The sequence below is a fragment of the Sulfitobacter sabulilitoris genome, assembly GCF_005887615.1.
In the GTDB taxonomy this organism is placed as follows: domain Bacteria; phylum Pseudomonadota; class Alphaproteobacteria; order Rhodobacterales; family Rhodobacteraceae; genus Sulfitobacter_E; species Sulfitobacter_E sabulilitoris.
This window is the reverse complement of sequence record NZ_VANS01000009.1, coordinates 1-26,914: the sequence shown is the minus strand read 5'-3', so window position 1 is coordinate 26,914 and position 26,914 is coordinate 1. Positions and strand designations below refer to the sequence as shown.

Here is a 26,914-nt window from a genome sequence, read left to right as displayed (position 1 = left end):
GGTCAGCTATGACGTCTAAAATAAAATTCGGTGTGGCAGGCCTTGGGTATGTCGGCATCTCGAATGCGGTTTTGCTTGCCCAGCATCACGATGTCACCGCAATCGACATCGATCCCGGGCGGGTCGCGGACATCAACGACCGCACATCCCCGATCATCGACACCGAGGTGTCCGACTACCTTGCCAACCGGTCGCTCTCCCTGCGGGCCACGCTTGACCCGCAAGAGGCCTATGCCGACGCCGATTTCATCATCATCGCGACCCCGACCAATTACGACCCCGCGACGAACCAGTTCGATACCAGTTCGGTCGAGGCGGTGCTGACGCTGGTGCAGCAGATCAACCCGGATGCGACGATCGTGATCAAATCCACGGTGCCCGTCGGATATACGGCGCGGATCAGGGCCGAGCTGGGCAATCCCAACATCCTGTTTTCGCCGGAATTCCTGCGTGAGGGAAAGGCGCTTCACGACAATCTGTACCCCTCGCGGATCATCGTGGGCGAGGAATCGGATCGCGCCCGGATCTTTGCCGAAGCCCTGCGGGAGGGCGCGATCGATCAGGATGTGCCTGTCCTGTTCACCCAATCCACCGAGGCGGAAGCGATCAAGCTGTTCTCGAACACGTTTCTGGCAATGCGTGTCGCTTTCTTCAACGAGCTGGATTCCTACGCGCTCGTGCACGGGCTGAGCAGCCGGCAGATCATCGGCGGTGTCGGGCTCGATCCGCGCATCGGCACCCATTACAACAACCCGTCCTTCGGCTATGGCGGCTATTGCCTGCCCAAGGACAGCAAACAGCTGCTGGCCAATTACGAGGACGTGCCGCAGAATCTCATCCAGGCGATCGTGGAGGCGAACCGCACTCGAAAGGATTTCATCGCGGATCAGATCCTGGCGCGGGTTCCGAAAACGGTGGGCATTTTCCGGCTGGCCATGAAAAGCGAGTCGGACAATTTTCGGTTCAGCTCCATCCAGGGCATCATGAAACGGATCAAGGCCAAGGGCGTGCGGGTCATCGTGTACGAACCCGCCCTGCAAGAGGACGAGTTCTTTGGCTCTGCCGTCCTGCGCGATCTTGGACAGTTCAAGGCCGAGGCGGACCTGATCGTGGCCAACCGCGCGACGGATGAATTGTCGGATGTCACCGATCGGATCTTTTCGCGCGATCTGTTCGGGTCCGATTGACCCCCGCGGGATCGCGCGGCGGTCATCTGGGGGTCACCTGAAGTCGGGATCGTAGTCCAGCCGGTCGCACAGCGCGCGATACGTGGGGCTGGCCTTCATCTCTTCGCCAAGCTTTTCCGAAATCTCGCGGTTGGGGCGCGGGGCGATGGTGGCGCCGGATCGCCCGCTATCGCCGGACATGGAAATCGTCGGGGCAAGTGTGGGGCTGCCCGGCGCATAGGGAAGATCGAGCAGGCCGCACAGCATCTTCATCGCCGCTTCGGGGTCGGCCACGAACGCCTCGTAGCGGAGTGTGGGGCACCCTGCGTGGCGATCCAGAAAGGCCGTGTAGCGTCTGGCGTATTCCTCGAGTGTGGATGGCGTGAACCGGACCCAGTTATTGGCTTGCAGCGATGTGTAGGACGCCATCGGATGACGGATGGTAATGGCGGACCGCACGGCAAAACGGTCGGCGATCATTTCACGCACCGTTGGGCGGTCCGTCCAGTCCAGGTTTTCGCAGAACCGGGAGTGGGAGTGTTCGCGAAGGACAAGATAGCCGCCGCTTCTGATCGTGTTTTGATAAAGCACGTCGAGGCTTGCAAGAAACATGTCGATGACCAGCCTGTCGGGGCAGGGGTGACGCGTCCGGTGCAACTGTTCAATCAAATCGGTGGGACAAAACCGGTTGGGGTAGCCCATCGGAATGGTGCTGAGCGGGTCGATCTCGCTCAGCAGAACGGCGTTGGGCATGGCCGCCAGGCATTTCGAGATGATCGTGCCGCCGCTGCAGGCGAAATGATGCACCAGGCGGATGGGGTCGGCGCGGTCTTCGGTCGAGGCGCGGTGCAGGGCGCGGCATTGATCGAGCAGGCTGCCCAGGGGCGCCGTGGTCGTGACGGAGCCATCCATCACGGAACCGTTGCGACGGATCAGGTCCAGGGCGTTGGCGATCGCGCCCTGAAGCGGTTCACGGTCATCCCCGGCTTGCGTCATCCGCGGGCTTTCCGGGGGGATCCCGCCTTTTTCGTCGCGGGTTCGGGATCTTCGGGGGTGGCCGAGGAGGTTGCGGGCAGGGCGTCGGGCGCGAAAGCCTGATCGGCGGCCAGGCCCCGCAAATGCCCTGACGCTTCCTCCAGCCTGACCACGAGTTGGGAGATCAGATTGTCCTGGCCTTCCTTGCGGGCCAGAAGCGTCTCGTAGCGTTTGCGCAGATCGGAAAGATCGGCGGCACTCATCGCCTGCATCCGCAAGGCCAGATCGAGATTGGACTTGAGCGCGGCATGGTCCTTGGCCTGGGTTGCGTGGTCGGCCAGGGCCTCGGCGTGCTGCTCCTCCAATTGCTTGATGCGATCCGCGCGCCAGTCCGCCTTGGGTCCGAGGTCGTCCAGCCGGCTCTGAACCTCTGCCAGCGCCGCTCGTGCGGTTTCGGCGGATTTAACGGCCTCGTCGCGGGCCGCATCGGTCTCGGCGAGCCGCTCTTCGAGCGCCCGGACCCGCAGCTTTTCCGCCCGCAGTGCCGCTCCCGCACGGTCGAACCTGAAAGACAGGACCGGCCAGTCGGGGTCTGAGAAATCGCGGCCGCTCGGCTCGAAACAGGCATTCTCCAGCAACTGGCACAGTTCCGCGCAGGACGCGGACCCCTCAAAGGCGGGCTCTGCCGCGCAGCGCAGTTCGATGTCGTCGATCCCGGAAAGGGTGTCGTCAGCCTGCCATGCCGTCAGCAAAACAGTCTCTGTTCCGGGGGCATCGAGGATCAGCCTGACGGGAGCCGGCATGTCCCCGAGCCGGTCCCGCAAATCCGCGGGGGTCAGGGTCTCGACGGAATGCCGGCCCGAGATGCGCAAACCGGGATAGATCTGCCGCAGGCTGCCGGTCGGCGGTGTGAAAGACGCGAGACCGGGCATGTTGTAGACCGCCAGTTCCGCTTCGGTCCCGCGTTCGGCAATCGCCTGGGGCAGGACCGTGATGTTATCCGCCTGCGCGGCCAGGACCCCGAGCCGCGCGACATGCTCGGGATTGGGTTCGACCAGAATGATCCGCTCTGCGCCGGTTGCGATATGCAGCGGCAGCTCGCTGCCGTCGCCCGAGCCGATATGCAGAAGGGTCCCGCGGACAGAGGCGCGCATTCTACTTCTCCTTGCCGGACGTGCTTCCCAGGATCCTGTTCGCCGCTCTCAATGGTTTTGTCACGTTCCATGAATTCGACGACAGTATCCTGGCGCGCTCCGTCTCTAGCACCGCAACGCGCTCGTTCAGGACCTGCGCCTGCTCCTGAAGCTGCCGCTGCTGCGTATCGGCCTCGACCAGACGGGAGCGGCTCTGTGCCAGCTCCCTGTTGAGCCTCTTGATCTGGTTGAACTGGATCATGTTGCGCGCCTCGGCTGCGGACACCTGATCAAGCACAGCGGCGCGGCGGTCCTCGGAGGTTTTCTGCGCCTGCTGCGCTTGATTGATCTTCACTTTCATCTCGGCAAGACGGGTCTCGTATTCCTCGCCCTGCTGCCGGGCGGCGGAGAGACGGTTTTGCAGATACGTCTCCCGCTCCATGCAGGCGGCAATCTCGGCCTGCAACTGCATCAGATGTGCCTGGTGCAGCTCTCTCTCTTCCAAGGCGATCGCCTCGCGCTCCGAGGCTTCGACAAGTTGGCGTGCCTGTTCGCCGTCGGATGCCGCCCCCCGTTTGAGCGCCTGTTCCAAACGGGTGACGTCCTGTTCCGCCGCCGCCCGCGCCTCCTTGTCGGCCTTCGCCGCCGCCTCTGCGGCCGCGATCCGATCCTGCAGCCCCGCCTCGCCCTCTTTCAACGCCAGGACCTCGGACCGGACCCCGGCGAGGCTTGCGGCATGACGATCCCGGTCCTGCGCCGCGGCGGCGGTCTCCTGGACGGCCCGGAACGCCGCATCGATACTGTCGGCGGTCACCGACGGCGCGGCATGGGACAGGCTGCTTGCCTCCAGCTCCGCACTCAGCGCGCGGGCCGCGGACGACGTCTGGACCATATTCAGTGCAAGACAGAAAGACACGGGATCGGACCCGGCCGGGGATGCATCGACCGGGGCGGAGGCCGTCAGGGAAAACCGGTCCAGCAGGCTCTGCAGTTCGTCTTGGGGCGCCCGAGCCAGATAGACGTCTTCAACCAGTACCATCCGGCGGCGGTTCTTGCGCTGGACCTGCAGGATCTCGGTGACATCGCGACACCATCCCGCCAATGCCTCGGAGGGGCGTACACCGTCGGCCATTGCCCTGGCGATGGCGTTGCCGGCGTTTTGAAAGACGATGACGGGGGTGAGATCGTTGTCCAGGGCCTGGGCCACCGCGGCATGGGAAAACGCGTCGATCTGCGGACCGTCCGGCGCGAGGTGGCCGACCCTCTTTTTTATGTCGTCGATATCTGTGCCCTGGGCGGTGAATAGGTGCATGTCTGAAGCAGCTGTCTGCTGTTCTGATCCGAGAGGCATGTCACTACTCACTTTCCGAGCTTTCCACTCATCAATACCGGCTCACTTATTGCACCCGGCCATAGCGGGAACAACTCTTTTGGCGCGACGGCGGTTTTTTCGCCACGCCCCGCGACACCGTGCCGGAGCGATTTGGCAAACCCCGATCCCAAGCCGGCATAACACGGGATTTTTCAGAGTTTTCCCAGGAACGCGGCGATGTAGACCAGCATCGTGGCGGATCGGCTCTGGCGGTGAAAACCCAACCTGCGCAACAGGCGCACCCGGCCCGGCCCGGCCCGGACGGGGGCATCGAGGAACATCCGGACAGACGCGCCATGTTCGGCTGTCAGCAACTCCGAGACCTCTTGCAGGGCCCGGATGTTGGCCGTGATCCAGTTGCCATAGTCGTTGCCCAGAATGCGCCGGATACGGTAGAGACCCGCCCGGACCCCGCCCGGCGCCCCCAGCACGTTCGCGCCATGCTGGCGGTAGTGAATGACCCAGGCGCGATCCACGACCGCGCGCCCGCCGGCGGCGGTGATCAAGAGGGAAAGCCACCAGTCATGGTATTCGATCCGTTGCGGGACACCCGCCTGCCGGACCAGGGCAAGCGCCGCCGGATTGAGCACGGTGCTGTGACCGCTCATGATGTTTTGCATCACGGCATTTGAAAAGGCCGGCGGATGAGGGCGCACCACGGACTTGCTGAGCCGGTTGCCCGCATCGTCGATGTAGTAGCTCTGTGCGGAATAAATCATTGGCCCGGACAGTGTTTCGGGGATTCGGGACAGCGCGCGCTCCAGTTTTTCGGGAAGCCAGATGTCATCCTGGTCCGACAGCGCGACCAGCCCTTCGGGAAGGTCCGGATGGCAGACAAGCGACATGAAATTCAGCACCGCCCTGCCTTGGCTCGGCCCTTGCAGGATACGAATGTCATGCGCGGCCCCGTGGTCGCGCTGAAAGGCCCGCAGGATGTCCAGTGTTGCATCTGTCGAGCCATCGTCGCTGATCCAGAGCGACCAGTTTCGATGGGTTTGCTCCAGGTAGGAGGCAAGCTGTTCCGGCAAGAAGCGCGCGCCGTTGTAGGTGCAAAGCAGAATGGTGATATGGCGCGAAGTCTGGGACATTTGCCTGCTTGAATTGAGGAGCCGGCCTGACGGCGGCCAGGGCGGTTCTGGCTGCCATGCTAGATGCCCGAAGCGATTGGCCTGTGCAATGATCCGATGACGCAACGCACGCCGGTCTAACCGCTTGTTACCTCCTTTTTCCTACATCTTCGCCCTGTCCGAAGCTCTGGAGGTGGTGATGTCCGACATATCCCCGAAGCTGGCCCTGCCGTTCATTCAACCCGCGCAGGCCCAGAAGCACGTAACCCATAACGAAGCGATCCGGCGACTGGATGTGCTGGTGCAGGCTGTCGTCGAGGACCGCAGCCTGACCCTGCCGCCCGCCGCCCCGGATGAAGGTGCATGCTTTATCGTGGCCGACGGCAGCACTGGCGCCTGGGCAGGACGGGATGGGGAGATCGCCGTTTTCCATGGCGACAGCTGGCAATTCATTTCCCCGCGGACGGGCTGGTCCGCCTATGTCGTGTCGCAGGGCACGCGGGTTACCTATACCGATGAGGGCTGGCAGGACGGCGCCAGCGCGCAACTGCTGGCGGCACGACTGGGAATTTCGGCGGATCCGGATGCCACGAACCGGCTGTCCGTCAGCAGCCCCGCCACGCTGTTCAATCACGCCGGCGCGGGACATCAGCTGAAGCTGAACAAGGCGGGCCCGGCTGACACCGCAAGCCTGCTGTTTCAAAGCGGCTTTTCGGGGCGGGCCGAAATGGGCCTTGCAGGAGAGGATGGCTGGTCGCTGAAGGTCAGCGCCGACGGCACCACCTGGAACCAGGCGTTGCGCGTCGATCCGGTGGCCGGCGACATGTCCCTGTCACCCGCGGGATCCGAGCGGATACGGCTGACCGACACCAGCGCCGAGATCAACCTGCCGGTGACCGGATCGGCGGTGCAGTCGCACGAGGAGGACGCCACCTCCGGCAGGCTGATGAAAGTCGGCGCTTTCGGGGTGGGCGCGCCGCTTGTCCTTGCGGGGGGCACGCCGTTGCACCAGCGTGCGTTGAAACCGGGAATGTACACCTATCTGGGAACGGCCCTGCCCGACGGGCCGGAATCCGCGGCCTGGCTTCACACCCTGCTGGTGATGCAGTCGCAGGCCGACGGCCGGCGGTCCTTCATCAGTCTGCGCACCACCGGCATCAATGCGCTGCGCGCCTGGTTCGGGGCGCAATCCAGCGATACCAGTCCGATCTACTGGACCCGTCTGCTGACCAACGAACTGATCCTCGGAGCGGTGTCCCAGTCGGGCGGAACACCGACCGGCAGCATCATCGAACGCGGCGGCAATGCCAGCGGCAGCTATGTCCGTTTTGCCGACGGCACCCAGACGTGCAGCGGCATCGACCTGCTGAACACCACGGTTCCGGCGAACGCGAGCGGCAGTCTCACCTGGGCCTTTCCCGCAGCTTTCGTCGCGGGAACGGCCGTTGTGACGGCGACCGGATCGTCCTCGGGGGCCGCGGCGGACATCACGTATGCCGCCCAGCATTTCGGCGTTTCCGCACAAAGCGGGATCGGCACCAACAGCATCATCGGCTATGCCAACAAGGGGACGTCGGACAAGGTCTTTCGCATCAACGCGGTCGCGACCGGTCGTTGGTTCTGATGGAGGGCATCATGCATATCACCCTTTTTCCGACACGTCTGGAGACGGAACTGACGCTGCACCGGGCAGGCGAAACCTTGACGATCAACGGCAAGGTCTGCGATTTCTCGCACGTTGCCGAAGGGGCCAGCCTGCCCTCCGGGACCTTTGGATGCGATCATCTGGTCTCGGAGGTGACCCGCATCAACGGCGTACTTCGGCTGGCGGTGATCCTGCCCCATGCCGCCGACGCGCCCGGCGAAACCCTGTTTCCCGCCGCCCTCGCCCTGACGGAGGATGGCCCCGTCGCCCTGCCGCCCTTCACCGGCTCGGGCGTACCGTCCGCCGGATGATGCGAAGGCCGGGCCCCGGCGGGGCAGGGTCAGCGCCCGGCGAGCAAGACAGCGCGCAGCCTGTCGAGAACCGCCTGTGCCTGATCGTGCAGGGACGCATGGCGGGCAATCACATGCCCCTGGGGGCCATCCTTGCCCACGGCGGCGCGCACGGCTTCGGCCTGCGCGCCCAGATCAAGGCAGAACACGGGCAGGCCCGTCGCCAGCGCCTCGTGCGTCGTATATGAAAATGTCTCCGGGCAGATCGAAGGGATCAGCCACGCGCTGATCTGGTAGCGGCGGGTCAGGATCGCCAGGTCCTGCAACCTGTATTCGCCATGCACCTTTACCCCCTGCGCGGGCGGACAGGCCGGATCGGTGTCGCCGATGATCACCAGCCCGAGGTCACCGGTGCCGGCGTTCAGGAGACGGCCTGCCTCCGCGATCAGCGCACTGCCCTTCTGGCGGTTGAGATTGCCCAGGACGCCCACGACCGGCTTTGCGCCGACCCGCGGCAGCAGGCGCGGTATGGCATGATGCAATTCGTGCGGGGTCACGGTGATGCGCGGCGCGGCCTCGGGCCAGACGGCAAGCACATGGGTCCTGCTGTCTGCCGAAAACGTCAGGATGCTATCGGCCCGCGCAATCAACCGGCCCCAGGCCGCGCGCCAGTCCCGCAAGCTGACCGGGCTGCCATCCGGTCGCCTGGCCCGGTGGACGCTGTCTTGCGTCTGCGACCCGGGCACCCCGTGAAACATCCCGTCCTGCCCCAGCAGGTTGAACGACGGGCTGAGCGGGTAGAAATCGTGGAACAGGATCTCCAGTTCAGCGGTGGTGGCGCCGGGATCGTCGACGAGGTCCAGCAACCGGTCCGGGATCGTCACCGGGTCGCTGTCGCCGACGGCGCAGGAATAGACGACGCGCCGCCGGGTCAGCGGCGTCAGCATCGATACGATCAGCGCGAAATCGTCGGTTTCGCCCATGGTCACCCCCATGGCGCAATGCAGTTCCAATCGCCAGCGCAGCGCGGTGCCGACCCGCAGCACGACCCCCCCGCCCAGCCGGGCGATATCCCGATCCAGTCTCTGGCGCTGGTAATGCTCCACCCCGCCGCCCATCGCATGCGCCAGGTAGATCGGCACGGGCCGGTCCCCTGCCCCGGCCGCCAGCCAGGCGATGGCAAGCGCCAGCCGTGGCGTGGTCATGGGATCGCTGCGCAGGTGGTCCTGCACCTCGATGTCATATGCGGGGTAGCGGATGCTGATCGTATCGCTGTTGGCCGCGATCAGCCGGCGTTTCTCATCCGATCCGAAAGACGCGCCGCCGCGGTGTTCGACAAACAGGTTGGCCACGCCCAGATGTCTGCCCCCCAGCGCCTGCGTCCGTCGGCACCAATCGACCTCTTCGCCGTATCCCCGGCCGAAAGCCGTGTCGAAGCGCGGCACCCGGGCCAGCCAGTCCGCCCCCAGGGCCATGCAGAACCCGACACCCGTGGGCGCGGGGGCATCCCCTGCGCCGGGGGCGAATCGTCGGGCGACCGCATCCACCGCGTCGCCCTGCCCGGGGGCCAGATCACCGCGGGCGCAGATCACGGGAACCGAGAAGATTTCGGCATCGTTCGACATCGGGGTCACGCTGGCCACCGAAGGATCGGCAAGCAGGGGCCCGATCAGGCGGCTGGCCCAGCCGTGCGGCACGAACGCGTCGGCATTGAGCAAGATCACCGGCCCCCCCCGGGGCAAGGCCTGCTCGAAGCCCCGGTTGACGCTGCCGATGAAGCCGAGGTTGACCGCGTTCTCAAGCAAGGTCACGCAGCCGGGGCGATCCCGGTTCCGGGCGTCTGCCCAATCGCGCAGGAACGGCCGGACGGCCGGGTCGGGCGATGCGTCCTCGATGATGACCAGGTGCCAGGGCACATCCGTGTGGCGGCACACGCGGTCCAGCACATCGGGCAGAAGGTCGAAGGCATCATAGACCGGCAGCACGCAGGTCACCTCCACCTCCGGCAGGGGCGGTCCGGCCGGCGAACCTGCAAAGATATCCGGGGCAAGCCCCCGCGCCGAAGGCAGAACCCAAAATCCAAGCGCCTCGCGGATGCGCGGGCGCAGGGCCGGGGTTTTCTTGACCGCCCAGAGCAGGATCAACGGCGAGGCGCGCAACAGCCCCAGCCCGAACCGCGGCACCAATCGCCACCGCGACACCCGGTACGCCCGGGCCGGGAACCGGGGCAAGGCGAAGACATGGGCGTCAGTCCGGTCGAGAGACAACTGCAAGGCGCCATCGGATACGGGCAGATCCAGCACGAAGCGCCCCGCGGCGTCCGGGCGCGCGGGATCGCGGCGCGGCACGGTCGAAACCCGGTCTTCTCCACAGTGCAGCGTGACACGCCCTGCCTGCGCGGCCCCCGTGATCTCCAGCCGGTTTCCGCGCCGGGCGATCTGCGTGACCTCTCCGACGACAGCGCCGGAAACCTCCAGCGGAAAACCGGGCAGGCGCATGAAAAGGTTCTGGGCGCAGTAACGGTCGAACAGCCCCAGAAGGCGGCGCAGCACGGTCTGTCACCCTTCCATGAAGCGGCGATGGTTCCGCCACAGCAGCAACAGCCCCATGCAGAAGGTCAATGCCGATATGGAGGCCACGTAAAGGACGCTGATGTAATCGCCCTGGTAGGTCGCGTAGAACCCGACGCGCATCATGCCGATCACATGTGTCAGGGGATTGTACCAAAGGATTTCGCGCCCCAGGGGGGGAAGATCGCCATAGACGAAGAAGATCCCCGATATGATGAAAAGCGGGCGTGTCGCGATCTGCCAGGCGCGTTCCCAGATCGGGAAGTTTGTCATCAGGTAGCAGTTCAGCGTGCCGACCCCGATCCCCAGTGCGGCGGTCATCGCGGTGCTGAGCAGGATCGCGGGCAAGTCGATCTGGGCGCGGGCGCCGAAGACGAAAACCAGGGTGGAGAAAATGATATAGGCGACCATCGCATGCGTCAGCACGTTCAGCAAAAACCGCGCGATCAGCGCATCAAGGAACGTCACCGCGGGATAGGCCAGCAAGGGCTTCGAGAAATTGACCGACGTGGCCATCTTGTTGGCGACGTCGTTGAACATCATGAAGGGCAGGTAGCCGGTCGCGTAGAAGAGCGGGAAGCTGGTCCCGAGCGGCGGGGCACTGAAGGCGACGGCGAAGACCGCCGACAGCAGGAACAGACCGGCCACGGGATCGAGAACGGCCCACAGATAGCCCCCCGGGGACCGGCCATAGGTCGTCGACATCTCTCTGAGCATCAGGGCCGTGATCGTCCGCGATGTCCGGAACTTGCGGGCCCGCAGCGCATCCTGTTCCAATGGTGCAGAGGGCACGGGGGGCGGCTGGTTCGACATCAGGCTCTCCGGGAACGGGCGCTGGCAACAGGCGCTGGAAGTATCATCTGTTCTTATGTAATAAAACAGCCGCGGGACAAAATTCATAATTCGCAATTTGAGGCTGAGAAACCGACCATGGATACAGCTAAGGGAGGCAAGCGGGACGCGAAAGCGCCGGCGTTTCGCGCGGTCAAGGGCGACACGTCTCCCGAAGCTGAGCTTCACGATGCTGACTCCGGTGCCGGATCCGATCCCTCCCCGCCCTCCGAGGCGCAGGCAGCCCCCTCCTCGGCCGATCCCGGCAGCCGGTCCGCCGCGACCCAAGCCCTGGCCCCGTCCCCAAGCCGGCCGGGCTATACCGCCAGGAAGTCGCGCCCCGACGCCCTGAAGCGCATAGCGCCGAAGCCGACCGCCGCCGCAGCCGAAGCCGGACCCGCCAAGATTCAGCCGGTCGCGGGCCCCGCAACGATCAAGAAGCGGCATCGGGGCATCATGTGGTCCTTTGTGGCGCTGGTCATACTGCCGATCGTGGTCGCCGCCGCCTACCTGTGGATGGTTGCCAAGGATCAATACGCCTCGACGGTCGCCTTTTCGATCCGCAAGGAAGAGCTGTCCTCTTCGCTGGATCTTCTGGGCGGAATCACCAAGCTGTCGGGCGGCGGCAGTTCGGACACGGATGTCCTCTATGACTTCATCCGCAGCCAGGGGCTGGTGGCCGAGATCGACAGGGAACTCGACCTGGGCCGGATCTATGGCGCCGAGTGGCCCGAAGACCCGATCTTCAGCTATGATCCGAGCGGCACGATCGAAGATCTGTTGCGCCATTGGAAACGCAAGGTTCAGATCACCTACGATACGGGCACCGGCCTGATGACCCTTCGGGTGCTCGCCTTCGACCCCGTCGATGCGACGGCCATAGCCACGAAGATCCTGGAAGAGAGCACGCGCATGATCAACGCGCTGTCCGCCGATGCCCGCGAGGATGCCACGAGCTATGCCCGGCTGGAACTGGAACACGCGGTGGAACGGCTGAAGCAGGCCCGGAGCGATCTGACCGCCTTCCGGCTCAGATCCCAGATCGTGGACCCGCAGGCCGACCTGCAGGGGCAGATGGGCGTGCTCAACAACCTGCAGGCGCAACTGGCGGACTCGCTGGTCGAGCTTGATCTGCTCAGGACCTCGGCCCGCGACGACGACCCGCGAATCCAGAAAGCCACCCGCCGGATCGAGGTGATCGAAAACCGCATCGTCGCCGAACGTGAAAAATTCGGCATCGGCGGACAAGGACCCGGCGGAGAGGACTACGCAACCCTGGTGGCGGAGTTCGAGCGGCTGACGGTGGATCGCGAGTTCGCCGAGGAAACCTACCGCGCGGCCCTCGTCAGCTATGACGCGGCTCTGGCCGAGGCAAAGCGTAAATCGCTCTACCTGGCCGCACATATCCAGCCGACCATGGCCGAGCGATCCGATTTTCCCAGGCGCTGGACCTTGCAGGCGCTCACGAGCTTTTTCCTGCTGATGGCCTGGGCGATCGGCGTTCTGATCTATTACAGCATCAGGGACAGACGCTAATCGAATGATCCAGCTGCAGGACCTGACCAAGGCCTTCACCATCGATGGACAGCGCCACATCGTTGCCAACCAGGTGAACGCGATCTTTCCCACCGGCACATCGGTGGGGCTGATGGGGCGCAATGGCGCGGGCAAGTCGACCCTGCTGAAGATGATCGCGGGCACGATGGATCCGACCTCGGGGCGGGTCATCTCGGACGGGACCATTTCCTGGCCGGTCGGGTTCGCGGGCAGTTTCCACGGCGAGCTGTCGGGCGCGCAGAACACCCGGTTCATCGCCCGCGTCTATGGCGTGGACACCGACGCGCTGATTGATTTCGTCGAGGATTTTGCCGAACTGGGGCCGCATTTCCACCTGCCGTTCCGCACCTATTCGTCGGGGATGCGGTCGCGCCTCGCGTTCGGGGTCAGTATGGGCATCCGATTTGACACCTACCTGGTGGATGAGGTCACAAGCGTCGGCGACGCCGCGTTCCGGCGCAAGAGCGACCAGGTCTTTCATCGCCGGATGCGCGAAAGCGGGGCCGTCGTCGTGTCGCATTCCATGCAGACGATGGAAGACCTGTGCACGATGGGCATGGTGCTGGAAAACGGCAACCTGGTCGTGCATGACAATATTCAGGATGCGATCAAACATCACCTGCGCAACATGCGGGATTGAAGGGCGATCCGCGCGCCGCCGTTATTGCCCGATGACATCGCGCCCGCCATCCCCTAACAGGTGGTATTCAAACCCTTATCCGATCGAGGCATAAGAATGCAGGTAGAGCAGACATCGCTGTCGGGTGTTTTGATACTGACCCCGCGCCGGATCGGCGACGATCGCGGCTTTTTCAGCGAGACCTGGAACCGCGACACGATGCTCGGGATCGGGATCGACATCGCCTTCGTGCAGGACAATCATTCCCTCAGCCGCGAAGCCGGCGTCGTGCGGGGGCTGCATTATCAGGCGCCGCCCCACGCGCAGGACAAGCTTGTGCGCGCCGGCGCGGGCGCCGTCCTGGATGTCGTGGTCGATATCCGGCAAGGCTCCGAAACCTACGGAAAATGGACCGGGGTCGAGCTCTCTGCCGAAAACGGCCGCCAGGTGTTCATTCCCAAGGGCTTCCTGCATGGGTTCGTCACCCTGCGGCCCAATTCCGAACTGCTCTACAAATGCTCCGACGTCTATGCGCCCGACTGTGACGGCTCGGTGTACTTTGCCGATCCGGACCTGGGGATCAATTGGGGGATTGACCCCGCCCGCGCGATCCTGTCACCCAAAGACCGGAACGCCCCCCGCTTTGCGGATTTCAAATCGCCCTTTCGCTACAAGGAATAGATCATGAAACTGCTTGTCACCGGAGGCGCCGGGTTCATCGGCTCTGCCGTGGTCCGCCTGGCCATCGCGCGCGGGCATGATGTGGTCAACCTGGATGCCCTGACCTATGCGGCCTGCCTGGACAATCTGGCGTCGGTATCGGCAGACCCGCTCTATCGGTTCGAACATGCCGATATCCGCGACCGCGCCGCGCTCGACCGGATCTTTGCCGCCCATGCCCCCGACGCGGTGATGCATCTGGCCGCCGAAAGCCATGTCGACCGGTCCATCGACGGGCCCTCCGATTTCATCGACACCAACATCACCGGCACCTTTCATCTGCTGGAGGCCGCGCGCGCCTATTGGACGGCCGGCGGCAAGCCGGACGGCTTCCGCTTTCACCACATCTCGACGGACGAGGTCTTTGGCACGCTGGGCGAGACCGGGCAGTTCACCGAAACCACGCCCTATGCGCCCAACAGTCCCTATTCGGCCTCCAAGGCGGCCAGCGACCACCTGGTGCGGGCCTGGGCGGAAACCTACGGCCTGCCGGTGGTGCTGAGCAATTGCTCGAACAATTACGGCCCCTATCACTTTCCCGAAAAGCTGATCCCCGTGGTGATCCTGAACGCGCTGGCGGGCCAGCCGATCCCGGTCTACGGCAAGGGCGAAAACGTCCGCGACTGGCTTTATGTCGAAGACCACGCCGACGCCCTGCTGACGGTTCTGACCCGCGGCGAAACCGGGCGCAGCTACAACATCGGCGGCGAGAACGAGGCGCGCAACATCGATCTGGTGCACATGATCTGCGGATTGCTCGACCGGATGCGCCCGGCCGCCCGGCCCTATGCCGAACAGATCACTTTCGTGACCGATCGCCCCGGACATGATGCGCGCTATGCCATCGACCCGACCCGCATCAGCACCGAACTGGGCTGGCGCCCTTCGGTCACCCTGGAACAGGGGCTGGAGCGGACGGTGCGCTGGTATCTGGACAACGCGCCGTGGTGGCGCGCGCTTCAGCAGCGTGCCGGGGTCGGGGTGCGCCTGGGCAAGAGTGCATGACCCTTTTGGTATTCGGCAAGACGGGGCAGGTCGCGCAGGCGCTGCAATCGCAGGCGGATGTCATCGCGCTGGACCGCCAGGCCGCCGATCTTGCCGATCCCGCGGCCTGCGCCCGCGCCATTCGCGACCATGCCCCGCACGCCGTCATCAATGCCGCGGGCTGGACGGCGGTCGATGCCGCCGAGGACAATGAGACGGCCGCCACCGTGATCAACGCCGAGGCCCCCGGCGCCATGGCCCGCGCCTGTGCCGATCTGGACATTCCATTCATCCAGATTTCGACCGATTACGTGTTTGACGGGACGGGCACGGCTCCCTTTCGCCCCGACAGCCCGGTGGCGCCCCTGGGGGCCTATGGCCGCTCCAAACAGAGGGGTGAACATGCGGTGGCGCAGGCCGGCGGGCCCTTTGCGATCCTGCGCACCTCGTGGGTGTTTTCGGCCCATGGCACCAATTTCGTGAAGACCATGTTGCGGCTTGGGGCCCGGCACGACCGGCTGAGCGTGGTCGCCGATCAGATCGGCGGGCCGACCCCCGCGGCGGATATCGCCGCCTGCTGCCTGACGCTGGCCGAGACGCTGCGCCACCGGCCGGCCCTTTCGGGCATCTATCATCTGTCGGGCGCACCCGATGTCAGCTGGGCCGGTTTCGCGCAGGAAATCTTTGCCCAAAGCGGTCTCGACTGCGCGGTGGACCCGATTCCCGGCGCGGACTATCCGCAAAAGGCGCAACGCCCGGCCAATTCGAGGCTGGACTGCAAAAGCCTGGAACAGGTTTTCGACATTTCCCGCCCCGACTGGCGGACCCGGCTGGCATCCGTGCTGGCAGACTTGAAAGGCTCTTTTCCATGACCGACCATTCCCCCACGGCGCGCGCCCGGACCGCACGCAAGGGCATCATTCTAGCCGGCGGGTCCGGCACCCGGCTGTATCCGATCACGATTGGCGTGTCGAAACAGCTGATGCCGATCTACGACAAGCCGATGATCTATTATCCGCTGTCGGTTCTCATGCTGACCGGCATCCGCGAGATCGCGATCATCACCACCCCCCAGGATCAGGATCAGTTCCGCCGCATGCTGGGTGACGGCAGCCAATGGGGTCTGGCCCTGACCTATGTCGTACAGGAGCATCCCGGCGGGCTGGCCCAGGCCTATACCCTGACCGAGGATTTTCTTGACGGGGCGCCGTCCTGCATGGTCCTGGGCGACAACATCTTTTTCGGCCACGGCCTGTCGGAGCTTTTGACCCATGCGGACGCAAAGACCGATGGCGCCACCGTCTTTGGCTACCGCGTGGCGGATCCCGAACGCTATGGCGTGGTGGCGATGGACAGCAGCGGGCAGGTCACGCGCATCGTCGAAAAGCCCAGCAAGCCCCCCTCCAACTATGCGGTGACAGGGCTGTATTTCCTCGATGCCCGCGCCTCGGAATGGGCGCACCGGGTCAAGCCCTCCGAGCGGGGCGAGGTCGAGATCACCAGCCTTCTGGAAATGTATCTCGACGAAGGCAGCCTGGATGTGCAGCGCATGGGGCGCGGGTTCGCCTGGCTGGATACGGGCACCCATGACAGCCTGCTCGACGCCGGAAACTTCGTGCGGACCTTGCAAAAACGGCAGGGTCTGCAAACCGGCTGCCTGGATGAAATCGCCTTCCACCAGGGCTGGATCGACCGCACCGATCTGAACCGGATTGCAGGGCAGATGGCCAAGAACGATTACGGCCGCTATCTCAAAGGTCTGCTCAGCGACTGATCACGCCGGGTCCGGGATCCGGGCCACGCTGATCCAGTGATGCGGATGGGGCGGGTCCGCCACCTCGATCCCCGCGGCGGCGGCAAGACCGGGCAAGCCCTGCGCCTGCGCGCGGCGCAACAGCAGATGGGCGGGCCGATCCAGAAGCTTGGCTGCGACCTCGATCCGGGTCCAGGTCAGCAACGGGTCCGCCGAAGGGTCCAGCGCGCTCAGGACCGCCGAAAGACCGGGATCCAGCGGCGTATCCTTGCGTTCCACATCCAGCGCATAGCGCCACCCCGCCGCCTCGGGGGACGGGACGAACACGTGGCGCAGCCCGGTCCGGTCATGGGACGCGGGGCCGGCACGCCCGGCGTCGAGGATCACGCGACCGCCAAAGGCGCGGACCGGATCAGGTGGTGATGCCGCCATCCACGAATACCACCTGTCCCTGCATGTTCGTCGTGCCTGAGATCACCAGATCGACCACCTTGAAGATGTTCTCGTCATTCGACAACGACCCCGACGGCGTGCGGCGCTTGATGGTGTTGAGCTGTTCGGGCAGCAGCACCGACGACATCTCGGATTCGAAAAAGCCCGGCGCCACGCTATTGACGAAGATACCCGCCTCGCCGACCTCGCGGGCCAACGCGCGCATCATGGCATCCAGATACCCCTTGGAACCCGCGTAGATCGACAACCCCGCATAGCCGCGCGACCCGCAGATCGACGAGATGTTGCAGATGTTGCCGCCGCCCTGAAGGATCATGTGCTTGATCGCCGCGCGGGTCAGCAGGGTCGGGCCGATGACATTGACATCCACGATGCCGCGCAGGGTGTCGAGATCGGTGTGCATCAACAGCTGATCCTGACCGATGGCGGCATTGTTGACCACGCTGTCCACCGCCCCGAAACGGTCGGCGACCTCGGCCACGAAGGCGGCCACGCCCGGTGCATCCACCGCGTCCAGTGGCGTGAAATAGAACGCATCGCCGTATGTTCCGGCAAGCCGGTCCATGGCCTCGGTATGACTGCGGGCGAAGGTGGCGACCTTGTTGCCCGCCTCCAGCAGCCGTTCGGTCAGGTGCAGCCCCAGCCCGCGCGACCCGCCGGAGACGATAATGGATTGGTTGGTGGTATGCATGAGCTTGACCTTTCAGCTTTTCAGACTTGACCGCAGGGGGATGCGGTCCGGGAAATCCCAGATCCGCGGAATGGCGTATTCCGCCAGGCGCCCCTCGCAATGCTGCGTCAGCATCGCCTCGGCGGCGTCCTCGTCCATGGTGGTGCGCAACACGACGCTGGCCACCGGCAGGTGCCCGACCATCGGCGCACGGCGCGCGGTCACCTGTGCCCAGATCACCTCCGGATGGGCCATCAGATGGGCCTCGATATCCGGCGGAAAGGCCTTTTGTCCGCCGACGTTGATCATCGTGTTGCCCGCCCGGCCACAGAAATGGATCCGCCCGTCGCGCGCCTCGACCAGATCGCCGGTGTCGATCCACCCCCCCGATGCCGCGTGATTGCCGTAAGGCGAGCGGATATAGAGCCGGTCCTCTTCGACCTTGATCCCGATGGTGCGGTCATCGTGTTCCAGCAGCTTGGCGTCGAACCCCGCACGCCCGTCGCTGACGACGATCGCCGCGCCGGCTTCGGACGAGGCATAGATGTGCCGGATCCTGGCCTGCGGGTAGAGCTGGGCCAGACGGTCCAGGATCGGCTGATCCACGATTTCTCCGCCCAGCGACAGGTTGCGCAGCGGGGCCGCGGCCAGAACGTCTTGGTCGATCGACATCAGCGCATGGCGCCAGAATGTCGGCGTCGAGGAAATCGCCGTCACCCGGCCCCGGCGCAGGGCGGTTTCGAAACTGCGGGCCAGATCGGCGAAATCCCCCGGCACCAGATCCTGGCCCGGCACGAACACCCCCAGCGCGACCATCTGATACCAGGCATAGGACCCGATCTGATAGGGCAGGAACCAGCTGTTGGCGGGCAGCCCCTGCACCCGGTCGAAGGTGTTCAGCGTCGCCTTGCTGTGCGGGATCAGCTTGAGCAGACCGGTGGTGCCCGAGGTCAGCACCGTGACCCGCCCCGGCACGACGTCGCCCGGCTGCGCAGGTTGACCCAGCGCGGCCCCCGTGCCGGCCTCGATCAGGGTCACGCCCGCCTCTGCGAACCGTGTCTCGACCTCCGGGCTCAGCCGGGCCGCCTCGATCACGCCCCAGTCCAGGTCGTGGACCATGCCGTAGGCCACAACCGCCAGTGCCGCGCGCATGTCCCGCACCACGAAGACGACCCTGAGCCCGGCAAACCGTGTCGCCGCCCCGGCCCAGGCACTGGCCTCGGACAGGGCCGCGGACCAGTCAATGCACTCGTCGCCGGCCGTAAAGAAGATGCGGTTCTGCAGGCGGATGCCGGTCATCGGATCACGCCGCGCGGGTGGCGTCTTCGAAGAAATCCAGAACGTCGCGCACGGTTTCGATACGGCGCATCGAGGCCGCGTCAAACGACAGCTCGCGGCCGATCCTGGTTTCGATGCGCAGCGCGGTTTCGGAAAAATCGAGGCTGCGGAAACCCGCCTCGCGGGTGCCTTGCGCCTCGTCCGTCAGGGTCGGGCGGCCCCGTTTGGTCATCACGGTATTCATCAGGTTCAGGATTTCACTGCGGTCCATCAAACATTCCTCAGTCATTCTGGGCGGCGGCTGCCGCTTCGGCTTCGATTTCTGCGGCCAGCCGGGTGATCCGGTCATGCACCCGCGTCGGATAGGCATCGGTAAAATGGCGGGGCCAGGGGTGGCGCGTCCGGCTTTGCATATGCATCATGAACCGCACGGGGCCCGCGATTTCTCCGTCCGGGCCGGTCACGATGACCCCCGGCGGGATGATGCCATGCGCCGACGCCCCCGACGCGATGAACGATCCCCGCCCGACGTGCACACCCGGCATCAGCTGCGCATTCACGCAGACCGTCGCCATATCCCCGATGGTCACCGGATCAGACAGATGCGACGGCGGCAGCGGATCGTTCATCAGCGTGGTCAGCGAAAACAGCCAGACGAAATCGCCCACGGTGGCATTGCGCCCGACATGGGCATAGCCGTGCATGCGCACGAAATCCCCGATCCGGCAGGCGCCCTCGATATCCGAAAAATTGCCAAGGCGCAGGTTCTCGCCGATCATCGACTGTTCGCGGATCACGACGTGATGCCCGGTCTCCAGCGCCGGGCCGATGTCGGACCCCTCGTAGAGGACGGCATGCGACCGGATGGTCGCGCCCGCCCCCAGGCGCAGCGGCTGCGCCGTATCGGGTTGCGCCGACGGGTGGCCGATCACGCTGAAATCCCCGATCCGGCAATCGTCGCCGATCTCGACATTGCCATAGACCCGGACGCCGTGGCCGAACGTGACGTTCCGGCCAATTTTGGCAGCGGGGTCAATCAGGCTGCTTTCCATCGTCTTGTCTTTCTATCTTACTGATATATCGTTATAAAATTTGAAAAGGATGCAAGGCGACAGATCTTGACGCAGGCTTTAGCATGTGATGCAGGCCGCGTCTAACATAACAACCTGGGCCGGGTAAGCCCTGCCGGCACCGCCGCGCAGACCCTTGCCGGCCTGCCCCGCGGCGCCCTGTCAGCTTTTGAAAACCGTCCGCCCCATCAGTTCCGTCAGCAGGCGGCGCAATTCGTGGTGCGTTTCAGGCACCGCGATCTCGGGGATCCGATCCTGCGGAACAGCGGCCATCAGCCCTTCGCCAAGATCGTTCAGGACGGCCTCCGCGGATCCGAAGCGGGCAAGATGCGCCTCGATCCCCGCCCTCTGATCGGCCAGCCATGCGTCATCTATGCCGCGCAGGATGGCGCACAGCTCTCCGATGGTGCCCCAGATCGGCGCACCGGGATAGCACATGTCATCCAGCGCCAGCATCGGATGCAGATAGCCGTAATGCAGCACGGTCGGCAGACCGGCCGCCAGGGCGGCCTGCATCGGGCGATGCTCGGGCACCGGGAAAACCTGTAGGAACACCGATGCGCCGCAGTCGCGCAGGAAGGTGGCCAGGTCGTCGGGGTGGGGGTGCACCTCGAACGCCTCTGGCGGCAGACCCTTCAGCGCCAGCGCCTTGCGGATCCGGTTGATCGTGGCATCCGACAGCTCTCCGACGTGGATATGCCGCGCCACGCCCGACTCCAGCACCGCCGGAATCGCCCGGTCAAAGCTGTAGTCATAGATCTGTTCGATATTGCGCGGATCGGTGCAGACCGTCACGCTGACCAGCGGATCGGTCGACAGCGGCGCCAGCGGCTCGATCCGGCCCTTGCGCGGATAGGACGGAACATGGGCAATCTCGCGGCCCGGTGCGATCTTGGCATAATATGCAAGGTCATAGGGGCGACGCGCCACGAAACCGTCGATCACCTGGCTCAGGCGCCCCAGGGCAAAGCCGGTGCCCAGGGCCGTAAGAAGATGGATCCGCGATGCATGTTCGCGCCGCAGACCGGCCAAAAGGGCCACGTCGTTCCGGGCAGGGTTCACGAAAACCTGTGACGGCCCCTGCCGGGCCAGGTGCCACATCACCCAGGCGACCTTTGCTTCGGACAGGGTGTCGTTGTTGCACATCACCTCGATCCCCTCCTCGCGCAGCATGTCGCACAGCGCCGGAGAGCTGGGAAGCAGTTCGGTCGACATGATCTTGATCGGGCGCCGCCCCTGATACAGGGCAAGAATGTCGCGGGTTTCCTGCCACAGACCTTCCTGGTCGTCCACGACGCCGGAGACGACAAAGACCACCGGCCCCTCGTCATCGCCCGCGGGCGCCTGCGGCAGGACATTGTACTTGGCCCCGATCATCTCGCCCAGCCGGGCACATTGCCAATCCACCTCGAAGCTGGCGATCCGGCGGTGCGTGCCCGTCCGTGCCAGGTTGCGGTCATAGGCGACCGCCGTGAGCAACCGCTGCAGCAGTTGCAGGGCATCCTCGTAGTGGGATTCCTGCACCAGGGTATCCATCTGGATTTCCATGTCGCGCAGGCTGCCGATGTGGCTGATGTTCGTCAGCCGGTAGCGGGGCGACACGGATACCTGCGCAGGATAGAGCGATACCGGCCGCAGGGTGGTGGGCGTATAGGCCGCGATCTCGGTCAGGCGCTGGGTCAGATAGCTCGTTGCCCGGGCGTCTCCCATCCCGGCCAGATAGCCCCGCTTGGCCATCCTGTCATACAGGTTGCGCAGCAGCGCCTGCTTGCCCGGCCAGTCCAGCGAGGTCCAGATCCCCCCGCCGTGGTCGTCATAGACAGACATGCTTTGCGCGACGTAAAGGATGGGCCCGCGCGTCGCATGAACATACAGCCGGATCGTATCGCCACGCACTTCGTGAAAGATGTCGGGCACCGAAACGCTGTCTGTCTGCGGCTGGTAGAAATCGTTGCGATACAGCATCGCGCTGGTGTGGAAATAGATCCCGTCGACCGCCAGGTCCTCGAAGGTGAGGATGTTCTTCGCCGGCTCCTGCTCGGGGTGAAAGCTTTCGGTGCGGTCGATCTGGTTGCGCACGATGGTCCGGTGCGCCACCCCGGCCAGCTCCGGCCGGGCCTCGAGCAGATTGACCTGCATCAGCAGCTTGTCCGGATCGATCCAGTAGTCGTCACAGTCGAGCACATGGTAAAACCGCCCGCGGGCCGCTTCCAGGCCGGCGACAAAGGCATCCGCATTGCCTGTCGGGGCCGCGTTGGTGATGACCTTGAGCGTGACAGTGTCGCGGGCGGCCAGGCGCAGTTCCTCGCGCAGAATTCCGGCGCTGCCGTCGGAAGACCCGTCATCGACCAGAACGATCTCGATCTGTCCCGAATATGTCTGTGCCAGGACGGACCGGACCGCGCGCCGGATAAAGACGGCCTCGTTGAAGCACAGCATCAGAACACTAACGGCGGGTCGCTCAACTGGCATGTTCGATCAATCCATATTTTTAATCCTGCATTGATCTGCCGTCCGCATCTCAAGCAACACAGACGGAGGTGCCAGAAACCCCCCTCCTGCGCAACCCGGCACGGGTTTGCCTAGAGAATGAAATCATCCTCCGTCAGCGTCACTCCGCCCCAAAGTTCGATGGCGAAATCATTCTGTCCGTCCGCATCGATGTCGCCTATGACATAGTTGGCGACACACCCCAGTTCCTGGTTCGTGCCGCTGAACTCCGCCGTGCCGACAAAGGTCAGGTTCAGCGCGCTGAGGTCGATCTTGTCGATGCCCGCGGTAAAGTCGGTGATCACGTCGCGACCGGCCCCGACGCCGGCCTGCGCGGCAGAGGCGAACACAAAGACATCCGCCCCCGGACCGCCGGTGATGACATCGCGGCCGGCCCCGGCATGAACGGTATCGTCCCCGGCGCCGCCGTAAATCAGGTTGCTGCCCGCCCCGCCCACGATCAGGTCGTTGCCTGCGCCCCCGCCCGCGACATCGTCGCCAAGCCCCAGGTAGATCGCGTCGTTGCCCGCCCCGCCATACAGGCTGTCGTTGCCCGCACCCCCGGCGATGCCATCCCCGGCCGCGCCCCCGGAAATCCAATCGTTGCCGTCGTTGCCGAACAGCCGGTTCGGGCCGCCGGCCCCGTGGATCTTGTCGGCGCCGGTGCCGCCCTGAACCGTGTCGCTGCCGGTGCCCGTATAGATCAGGTTGTTGCCCGCCCCGCCCACGATCAGGTCGTTGCCCGCGCCCCCGCCCGCGATATCGTCGCCAAGCCCCAGGTAGATCGCGTCGTTGCCCGCCCCGCCATACAGGCTGTCGTTGCCCGCACCCCCGGCGATGCCATCCCCGGCCGCGCCCCCGGAAATCCAATCGTTGCCGTCATTGCCGAACAGCCGGTTCGGGCCGCCGGCCCCGTGGATCTTGTCGGCGCCGGTGCCGCCCTGAACCGTGTCGCTGCCGGTGCCCGTATAGATCAGGTTGCTGCCCGCCCCGCCCACGATCAGGTCGTTGCCCGCGCCCCCGCCCGCGATATCGTCGCCAAGCCCCAGGTAGATCGCGTCGTTGCCCGCCCCGCCATACAGGCTGTCGTTGCCCGCACCCCCGGCGATGCCATCCCCGGCCGCGCCCCCGGAAATCCAGTCGTTGCCGTCGTTGCCGAACAGCCGGTTCGGGCCGCCGGCCCCGTGGATCTTGTCGGCGCCGGTGCCGCCCTGAACCGTGTCGCTGCCGGTGCCCGTATAGATCAGGTTGTTGCCCGCCCCGCCCACGATCAGGTCGTTGCCCGCGCCGCCCCCGATATAGGCATCTCCCCAACTGCTGGTGATCGTGTCGTCGCCCCCCAGACCGAAAGCCGATCCGCCCCCCGCCCCCAGTTCCAGAAGGTTCCCGGCGTCGGTTCCGGTCAGCTGGTCCGGCTCGGACGGCGGGCTGTACCGGGTCAGCGCCAGACCGTTCGCATCGGTGAAATGGGCGGCATCGAGCGGGCGGCCCGCCTGTGTCACGACCTCGATGACCGTGTCGCCGAACTCGAGCCGGGCGCCCCGCCCGGTGGATTCGATCTGCAGTTGCTGCATGCTGCGCAGCATGGGAAACAGGCTGAGGTCCAGCTGATCGAGGCCCGGCTGGTAATCCATGATGGTCAGGACCTGCCCGTTGTGGGCCGCCACGAAGATGTCCTGCCCCGCGCCACCCGACATCTGCAAGGCGCCGCCCGCCTGCCCCGCCGCAACGAGGATATCGCCGCCCGCGCCGCCGTTCAGCGCGGTGGTGTCTGCGCCCGCCATCAGCACATCGGCCTGCGCCGTGCCCGCAACCGGGCCGCTGCCGCCCTGCCGGGTCAGGCCGATATCCCCCAGGTCCAACGCGAAGCGGGAAATCCCCGCCTCGGTTTCGCTGGTTACGAAAACCTGGGCCTGCCCCCCCGCCCAGCCTGCGGCAATCGCCGTGACATTCTGCAGGGTCGTCGCATCGGTATCGGCCAGCGTGGACAGATGGATCAGGCGCCCGTCGGGCAGCAGGCTCATGACGCTGACACCGTCATCCGCGCCCCCGGCCAGTACGAAAACCCGGTCCTCCAGCGTGAATGTCTCGAGCGCCGAGACCCCCTGAAAGCGGGTGTGCAGGTTATCGACCACATGCTCCACCGGCTGCATCCTGCCGTCGGCCCCGATCCGCAGCACCGTCAGCGAAGAACTGCCCGCGCTGCCGAGAACCGCATAGCCGACACCGCCGACCGCCACGGCCGACACCACATGAGGCGTGTCGAACCCCAGGCCGCTCGTCAGGCTGTCGAGGGTGGCCACCTCGGAAATCTGGCCGTCGTTCCCGACCCGGTAGCTGGTGATCCGGTTCCCGACGGGAGAAACGCCAAGCACATAATGGCCGCCGCCCAGCGTGATGCCCGTCAGCCCCGTCAGATCCGACCCCGATGTCTGGCCCTGCGCGACACTGACCAGGTTCAACTGCTGGTCCGCGCCGATTTCATAGACGGACGGCACCGCCATGCCCGACCGTGCGGCGACGATATAGGTGTGCGGTCCGGTCGTGACCTCGGTCAGCGCGATCAGGTCGGTCGGCGGCGGCGTCTGCGATGCAAACCGCATCTGGGCCCCGATCTCGCCGCTGTCCCCCAGCATGTAGGCCGCCGCATAAGACTGGGTCATGCCCACCGGCAGGATGAAAGGGCCGCCATCGCTGTGCAGGATCGATATCTGCGGCGTGGCCAGATGCGTGACACCGGACCGGAAATCCTGTTGGGACAAGAGCACCGGCGCCTCGACAGACGAGATGTCGAAAGCGCTTAATCCGCCATCGGAGCGGTTGGTCGCGTAAAGCTGCACGCCATCGCCGATCGTCGCGATTTCCAGATCCGTGATGCCCAGTGAAAATGGCGCGGCGTCGCCCGAAAGCGTCGCCACATAGCGCAAGCCGACCATCCTACAACTTCCTTTTCCCACGCACCCCCGTGCACGGGAAAAGATAGGGAAACGGCCTTAATGGACCTTAGCCGCACTGTGGCAGAACCGGGGCAAATCGGAACAATACAATTGAATTTCGCCGCTTGTGGACCGGTCTTCGAGGTCAGTCGAAACTGCCGTCGGGACCATAGCCGTAATCGGCCATGATCGGACCGCAGACATCGTTCACGACATCGCGAATATGCGGCGCCAGCGGTGACAACCGGCTTTGGGTGTCGATGGGCCGGTGGTATTTGGGCGAAAACCACGGGTCGGCCTGCTCCTGGGGCGTCGGCGTGTACTCGCGGCCCTTGTTGTTTTTCCAGATCGAATTCGGGTTGATGCCCGGCAATCCGGTGAAATCACGCAACGCCTCGATCGTTTCAGGCTCGTTGAGATCTTCGTAGCGCAGGCACAAAAGCGATCCTTCCAATGCCGGATCTTCGAGATGGGCATAGCTGTTCATGTAGTCATGAACCGCAAAGTCGATCAGCCCCCTGCCGAACTCGCCGCCCCTGCGTTCGACCACTTCCTGCAAGGACCGTATGACGTTGTGAGGATGGCGCAGGACCGTCACGTATTGGGACGGCCAGCCCAGAACCTCGCGCATGGCGGGAAAATATGGCGTCAGCAGCGGGTCCTTGACACAGAGCACCCGGGGATTGGACAGCACCTTGGCGATATGGGCCATTTGCTGATGCAACAGCTTGCGCACATGCAGCTTGAAATGATGCGGCTCCTTGAAGAAACAGTAGGTATGAGCCTGCCACTTCTCCAGGCCGACGGAATAGGATTCCAGCACCGGACGCACAAAGCTGATCTCCGGATGATAGCGGTTGCACGCCTCGGCCGTGCACAAAAGCGCGTGAGTCACACTGGTACCCGACCGGGGAGCGCCGCCGACAAAGATCACCTTTTGCGGTGCGTTGTCCTCGGGCGATATCGCGGGCTTTTGTGTCATCATCTTTTCTCCTTGCGCAACACAGGATGACTTAGGCTGATCGCGCAGTCTTGGCCAGCGCGATTTATGGTGTGTCTGGTGTGTGGTTTTGGGGGTTTGAGGTGTTTTTCCAGTGCATGAGGGTTTCCAGGGCGGCCTGCATGCGCCGGGAATGCTCGGGGCTGTCGACGAAGACCGGGTTGCGCGCCGCCTGGCGCAGGCGCGTGGCGAGGGCGGCGCGCCGGGCGGGGTCGCGCGCCAGACCCTGCGCCAGCGCCACGTATTCCGCCGGGCTGCTCGCCAGCAGCTCCTCGAACCCCAGCGCGCCGATCAGGAACTGGTCGATCGACCGCGTCGACCCGCGCCGCAGCGTC

Annotated in this window: 24 protein-coding genes; 9 read left to right on the top strand and 15 right to left on the bottom strand. The window is 64.9% G+C overall.

Annotation, left to right across the window (positions count from 1 at the left end):
- Positions 1 to 8 precede the first annotated feature (8 nt).
- Positions 9 to 1,187: a nucleotide sugar dehydrogenase gene (locus FDT80_RS18235; protein ID WP_281278408.1), complete on the top strand. Its 1,179-nt coding sequence runs from the start codon at positions 9 to 11 to the stop codon at positions 1,185 to 1,187.
- Between the two features lie 33 nt (positions 1,188 to 1,220).
- On the opposite strand, the gene FDT80_RS18230 is transcribed toward FDT80_RS18235, so the two are convergent.
- The 4 genes from FDT80_RS18230 to FDT80_RS18215 all read right to left on the bottom strand — a co-directional run bounded on the left by FDT80_RS18230 (position 1,221) and on the right by FDT80_RS18215 (position 5,734).
- Entirely contained in the window at positions 1,221 to 2,162 is a 942-nt protein-coding gene (locus FDT80_RS18230) for a sulfotransferase family protein (RefSeq protein WP_138663766.1), read from the bottom strand.
- Entirely contained in the window at positions 2,159 to 3,295 is a 1,137-nt protein-coding gene (locus tag FDT80_RS18225) for a class I SAM-dependent methyltransferase (protein ID WP_138663765.1), read from the bottom strand. Before FDT80_RS18225 ends, FDT80_RS18230 begins: the two co-directional genes overlap by 4 nt.
- A gap of 1 nt (position 3,296) precedes the next feature.
- Positions 3,297 to 4,586: a coiled-coil domain-containing protein gene (locus FDT80_RS18220; RefSeq protein WP_138663764.1), complete on the bottom strand. Its 1,290-nt coding sequence runs from the start codon at positions 4,584 to 4,586 to the stop codon at positions 3,297 to 3,299.
- A 212-nt stretch (positions 4,587 to 4,798) separates the two neighbouring features.
- Positions 4,799 to 5,734 (bottom strand): glycosyltransferase, encoded by a 936-nt coding sequence (locus FDT80_RS18215; protein ID WP_138663763.1) that lies wholly within the window; start codon positions 5,732 to 5,734, stop codon positions 4,799 to 4,801.
- Positions 5,735 to 5,912: 178 nt separating this feature from the next.
- Here FDT80_RS18215 and FDT80_RS18210 point away from each other — a divergent pair, with 178 nt between their 5' ends.
- Both FDT80_RS18210 and FDT80_RS18205 read left to right on the top strand, forming a co-directional pair.
- Positions 5,913 to 7,337 (top strand): DUF2793 domain-containing protein, encoded by a 1,425-nt coding sequence (locus FDT80_RS18210; RefSeq protein ID WP_170311937.1) that lies wholly within the window; start codon positions 5,913 to 5,915, stop codon positions 7,335 to 7,337.
- A gap of 11 nt (positions 7,338 to 7,348) precedes the next feature.
- Positions 7,349 to 7,669, top strand: a complete 321-nt coding sequence (locus tag FDT80_RS18205; protein ID WP_138663761.1) for a hypothetical protein — start codon at positions 7,349 to 7,351, stop codon at positions 7,667 to 7,669.
- A gap of 29 nt (positions 7,670 to 7,698) precedes the next feature.
- On the opposite strand, the gene FDT80_RS18200 is transcribed toward FDT80_RS18205, so the two are convergent.
- Positions 7,699 to 10,200 carry a glycosyltransferase gene (locus tag FDT80_RS18200; RefSeq protein ID WP_246039999.1) on the bottom strand — a complete coding sequence of 834 codons (2,502 nt, stop codon included), beginning with the start codon at positions 10,198 to 10,200 and terminating at the stop codon, positions 7,699 to 7,701.
- 6 nt (positions 10,201 to 10,206) lie between these two features.
- On the bottom strand, positions 10,207 to 11,031 hold the full coding sequence (locus tag FDT80_RS18195) for an ABC transporter permease (RefSeq protein ID WP_138663760.1): 825 nt from the start codon (positions 11,029 to 11,031) through the stop codon (positions 10,207 to 10,209).
- Positions 11,032 to 11,148: 117 nt separating this feature from the next.
- Between FDT80_RS18195 and FDT80_RS18190 the strand changes: the two genes are divergently transcribed.
- The 6 genes from FDT80_RS18190 to rfbA all read left to right on the top strand — a co-directional run bounded on the left by FDT80_RS18190 (position 11,149) and on the right by rfbA (position 16,703).
- Positions 11,149 to 12,585, top strand: a complete 1,437-nt coding sequence (locus tag FDT80_RS18190; protein ID WP_138663759.1) for a KpsE/RkpR family capsule polysaccharide export protein — start codon at positions 11,149 to 11,151, stop codon at positions 12,583 to 12,585.
- Between the two features lie 4 nt (positions 12,586 to 12,589).
- Positions 12,590 to 13,246, top strand: coding sequence for an ABC transporter ATP-binding protein (locus tag FDT80_RS18185; protein ID WP_138663758.1), 657 nt, complete (start codon positions 12,590 to 12,592; stop codon positions 13,244 to 13,246).
- A 96-nt stretch (positions 13,247 to 13,342) separates the two neighbouring features.
- Entirely contained in the window at positions 13,343 to 13,906 is a 564-nt protein-coding gene (gene rfbC / locus FDT80_RS18180; RefSeq protein ID WP_138663757.1) for a dTDP-4-dehydrorhamnose 3,5-epimerase, read from the top strand.
- Positions 13,907 to 13,909: 3 nt separating this feature from the next.
- Positions 13,910 to 14,950, top strand: coding sequence for a dTDP-glucose 4,6-dehydratase (gene rfbB, locus FDT80_RS18175; RefSeq protein WP_138663756.1), 1,041 nt, complete (start codon positions 13,910 to 13,912; stop codon positions 14,948 to 14,950).
- Entirely contained in the window at positions 14,947 to 15,801 is an 855-nt protein-coding gene (gene rfbD / locus FDT80_RS18170; RefSeq protein ID WP_138663755.1) for a dTDP-4-dehydrorhamnose reductase, read from the top strand. The genes rfbB and rfbD overlap by 4 nt, the downstream gene beginning before the upstream one ends.
- Complete coding sequence (rfbA, locus tag FDT80_RS18165) at positions 15,798 to 16,703, top strand: glucose-1-phosphate thymidylyltransferase RfbA (protein WP_138663754.1); 906 nt, start codon at positions 15,798 to 15,800, stop codon at positions 16,701 to 16,703. The genes rfbD and rfbA overlap by 4 nt, the downstream gene beginning before the upstream one ends.
- Here the strand turns inward: rfbA and FDT80_RS18160 are convergent, their stop codons facing one another.
- The 9 genes from FDT80_RS18160 to FDT80_RS18955 all read right to left on the bottom strand — a co-directional run.
- Positions 16,704 to 17,114, bottom strand: coding sequence for a hypothetical protein (locus FDT80_RS18160; protein WP_138663753.1), 411 nt, complete (start codon positions 17,112 to 17,114; stop codon positions 16,704 to 16,706).
- Complete coding sequence (locus tag FDT80_RS18155) at positions 17,095 to 17,826, bottom strand: SDR family NAD(P)-dependent oxidoreductase (protein WP_138663752.1); 732 nt, start codon at positions 17,824 to 17,826, stop codon at positions 17,095 to 17,097. Before FDT80_RS18155 ends, FDT80_RS18160 begins: the two co-directional genes overlap by 20 nt.
- 12 nt (positions 17,827 to 17,838) lie before the next feature.
- Complete coding sequence (locus tag FDT80_RS18150) at positions 17,839 to 19,104, bottom strand: AMP-binding protein (protein ID WP_138663751.1); 1,266 nt, start codon at positions 19,102 to 19,104, stop codon at positions 17,839 to 17,841.
- 4 nt (positions 19,105 to 19,108) lie between these two features.
- Positions 19,109 to 19,354 carry a hypothetical protein gene (locus FDT80_RS18145; RefSeq protein ID WP_212733882.1) on the bottom strand — a complete coding sequence of 82 codons (246 nt, stop codon included), beginning with the start codon at positions 19,352 to 19,354 and terminating at the stop codon, positions 19,109 to 19,111.
- Positions 19,355 to 19,364: 10 nt separating this feature from the next.
- Complete coding sequence (locus FDT80_RS18140; protein WP_138663750.1) at positions 19,365 to 20,135, bottom strand: hypothetical protein; 771 nt, start codon at positions 20,133 to 20,135, stop codon at positions 19,365 to 19,367.
- A 180-nt stretch (positions 20,136 to 20,315) separates the two neighbouring features.
- The gene (locus tag FDT80_RS18135; protein ID WP_138663749.1) at positions 20,316 to 22,625 is read right to left on the bottom strand and encodes a glycosyltransferase family 2 protein; all 2,310 of its coding nucleotides are present in this window, start codon (positions 22,623 to 22,625) and stop codon (positions 20,316 to 20,318) included.
- Between the two features lie 110 nt (positions 22,626 to 22,735).
- A complete protein-coding gene (locus FDT80_RS19200; RefSeq protein WP_138663748.1) occupies positions 22,736 to 25,579 on the bottom strand; it encodes a calcium-binding protein in 2,844 nt (947 codons plus the stop codon).
- A 145-nt stretch (positions 25,580 to 25,724) separates the two neighbouring features.
- Positions 25,725 to 26,564, bottom strand: a complete 840-nt coding sequence (locus FDT80_RS18125; RefSeq protein ID WP_138663747.1) for a sulfotransferase family protein — start codon at positions 26,562 to 26,564, stop codon at positions 25,725 to 25,727.
- Positions 26,565 to 26,625: 61 nt separating this feature from the next.
- Positions 26,626 to 26,914, bottom strand: a 289-nt coding sequence (locus tag FDT80_RS18955) for a hypothetical protein (protein WP_425472048.1), incomplete at its 5' end; no start/stop codon positions are given.

Coding starts and splice junctions, on each gene's coding strand:
- FDT80_RS18210 (WP_170311937.1), top strand. CDS start 5,913: ATGTCCGACATATCCCCGAAGCTGGCCCTGCCGTTCATTCAACCCGCG.
- FDT80_RS18145 (WP_212733882.1), bottom strand. CDS start 19,354: ATGGACCGCAGTGAAATCCTGAACCTGATGAATACCGTGATGACCAAA.
- FDT80_RS18185 (WP_138663758.1), top strand. CDS start 12,590: ATGATCCAGCTGCAGGACCTGACCAAGGCCTTCACCATCGATGGACAG.
- FDT80_RS18220 (WP_138663764.1), bottom strand. CDS start 4,586: ATGCACCTATTCACCGCCCAGGGCACAGATATCGACGACATAAAAAAG.
- FDT80_RS18125 (WP_138663747.1), bottom strand. CDS start 26,564: ATGATGACACAAAAGCCCGCGATATCGCCCGAGGACAACGCACCGCAA.
- FDT80_RS19200 (WP_138663748.1), bottom strand. CDS start 25,579: ATGGTCGGCTTGCGCTATGTGGCGACGCTTTCGGGCGACGCCGCGCCA.
- FDT80_RS18190 (WP_138663759.1), top strand. CDS start 11,149: ATGGATACAGCTAAGGGAGGCAAGCGGGACGCGAAAGCGCCGGCGTTT.
- FDT80_RS18150 (WP_138663751.1), bottom strand. CDS start 19,104: ATGACCGGCATCCGCCTGCAGAACCGCATCTTCTTTACGGCCGGCGAC.
- FDT80_RS18135 (WP_138663749.1), bottom strand. CDS start 22,625: ATGCCAGTTGAGCGACCCGCCGTTAGTGTTCTGATGCTGTGCTTCAAC.
- FDT80_RS18230 (WP_138663766.1), bottom strand. CDS start 2,162: ATGACGCAAGCCGGGGATGACCGTGAACCGCTTCAGGGCGCGATCGCC.
- FDT80_RS18155 (WP_138663752.1), bottom strand. CDS start 17,826: ATGCATACCACCAACCAATCCATTATCGTCTCCGGCGGGTCGCGCGGG.
- FDT80_RS18225 (WP_138663765.1), bottom strand. CDS start 3,295: ATGCGCGCCTCTGTCCGCGGGACCCTTCTGCATATCGGCTCGGGCGAC.
- rfbA (WP_138663754.1), top strand. CDS start 15,798: ATGACCGACCATTCCCCCACGGCGCGCGCCCGGACCGCACGCAAGGGC.
- rfbC (WP_138663757.1), top strand. CDS start 13,343: ATGCAGGTAGAGCAGACATCGCTGTCGGGTGTTTTGATACTGACCCCG.
- FDT80_RS18205 (WP_138663761.1), top strand. CDS start 7,349: ATGCATATCACCCTTTTTCCGACACGTCTGGAGACGGAACTGACGCTG.
- FDT80_RS18140 (WP_138663750.1), bottom strand. CDS start 20,135: ATGGAAAGCAGCCTGATTGACCCCGCTGCCAAAATTGGCCGGAACGTC.
- rfbD (WP_138663755.1), top strand. CDS start 14,947: ATGACCCTTTTGGTATTCGGCAAGACGGGGCAGGTCGCGCAGGCGCTG.
- FDT80_RS18235 (WP_281278408.1), top strand. CDS start 9: ATGACGTCTAAAATAAAATTCGGTGTGGCAGGCCTTGGGTATGTCGGC.
- FDT80_RS18195 (WP_138663760.1), bottom strand. CDS start 11,031: ATGTCGAACCAGCCGCCCCCCGTGCCCTCTGCACCATTGGAACAGGAT.
- rfbB (WP_138663756.1), top strand. CDS start 13,910: ATGAAACTGCTTGTCACCGGAGGCGCCGGGTTCATCGGCTCTGCCGTG.
- FDT80_RS18160 (WP_138663753.1), bottom strand. CDS start 17,114: ATGGCGGCATCACCACCTGATCCGGTCCGCGCCTTTGGCGGTCGCGTG.
- FDT80_RS18215 (WP_138663763.1), bottom strand. CDS start 5,734: ATGTCCCAGACTTCGCGCCATATCACCATTCTGCTTTGCACCTACAAC.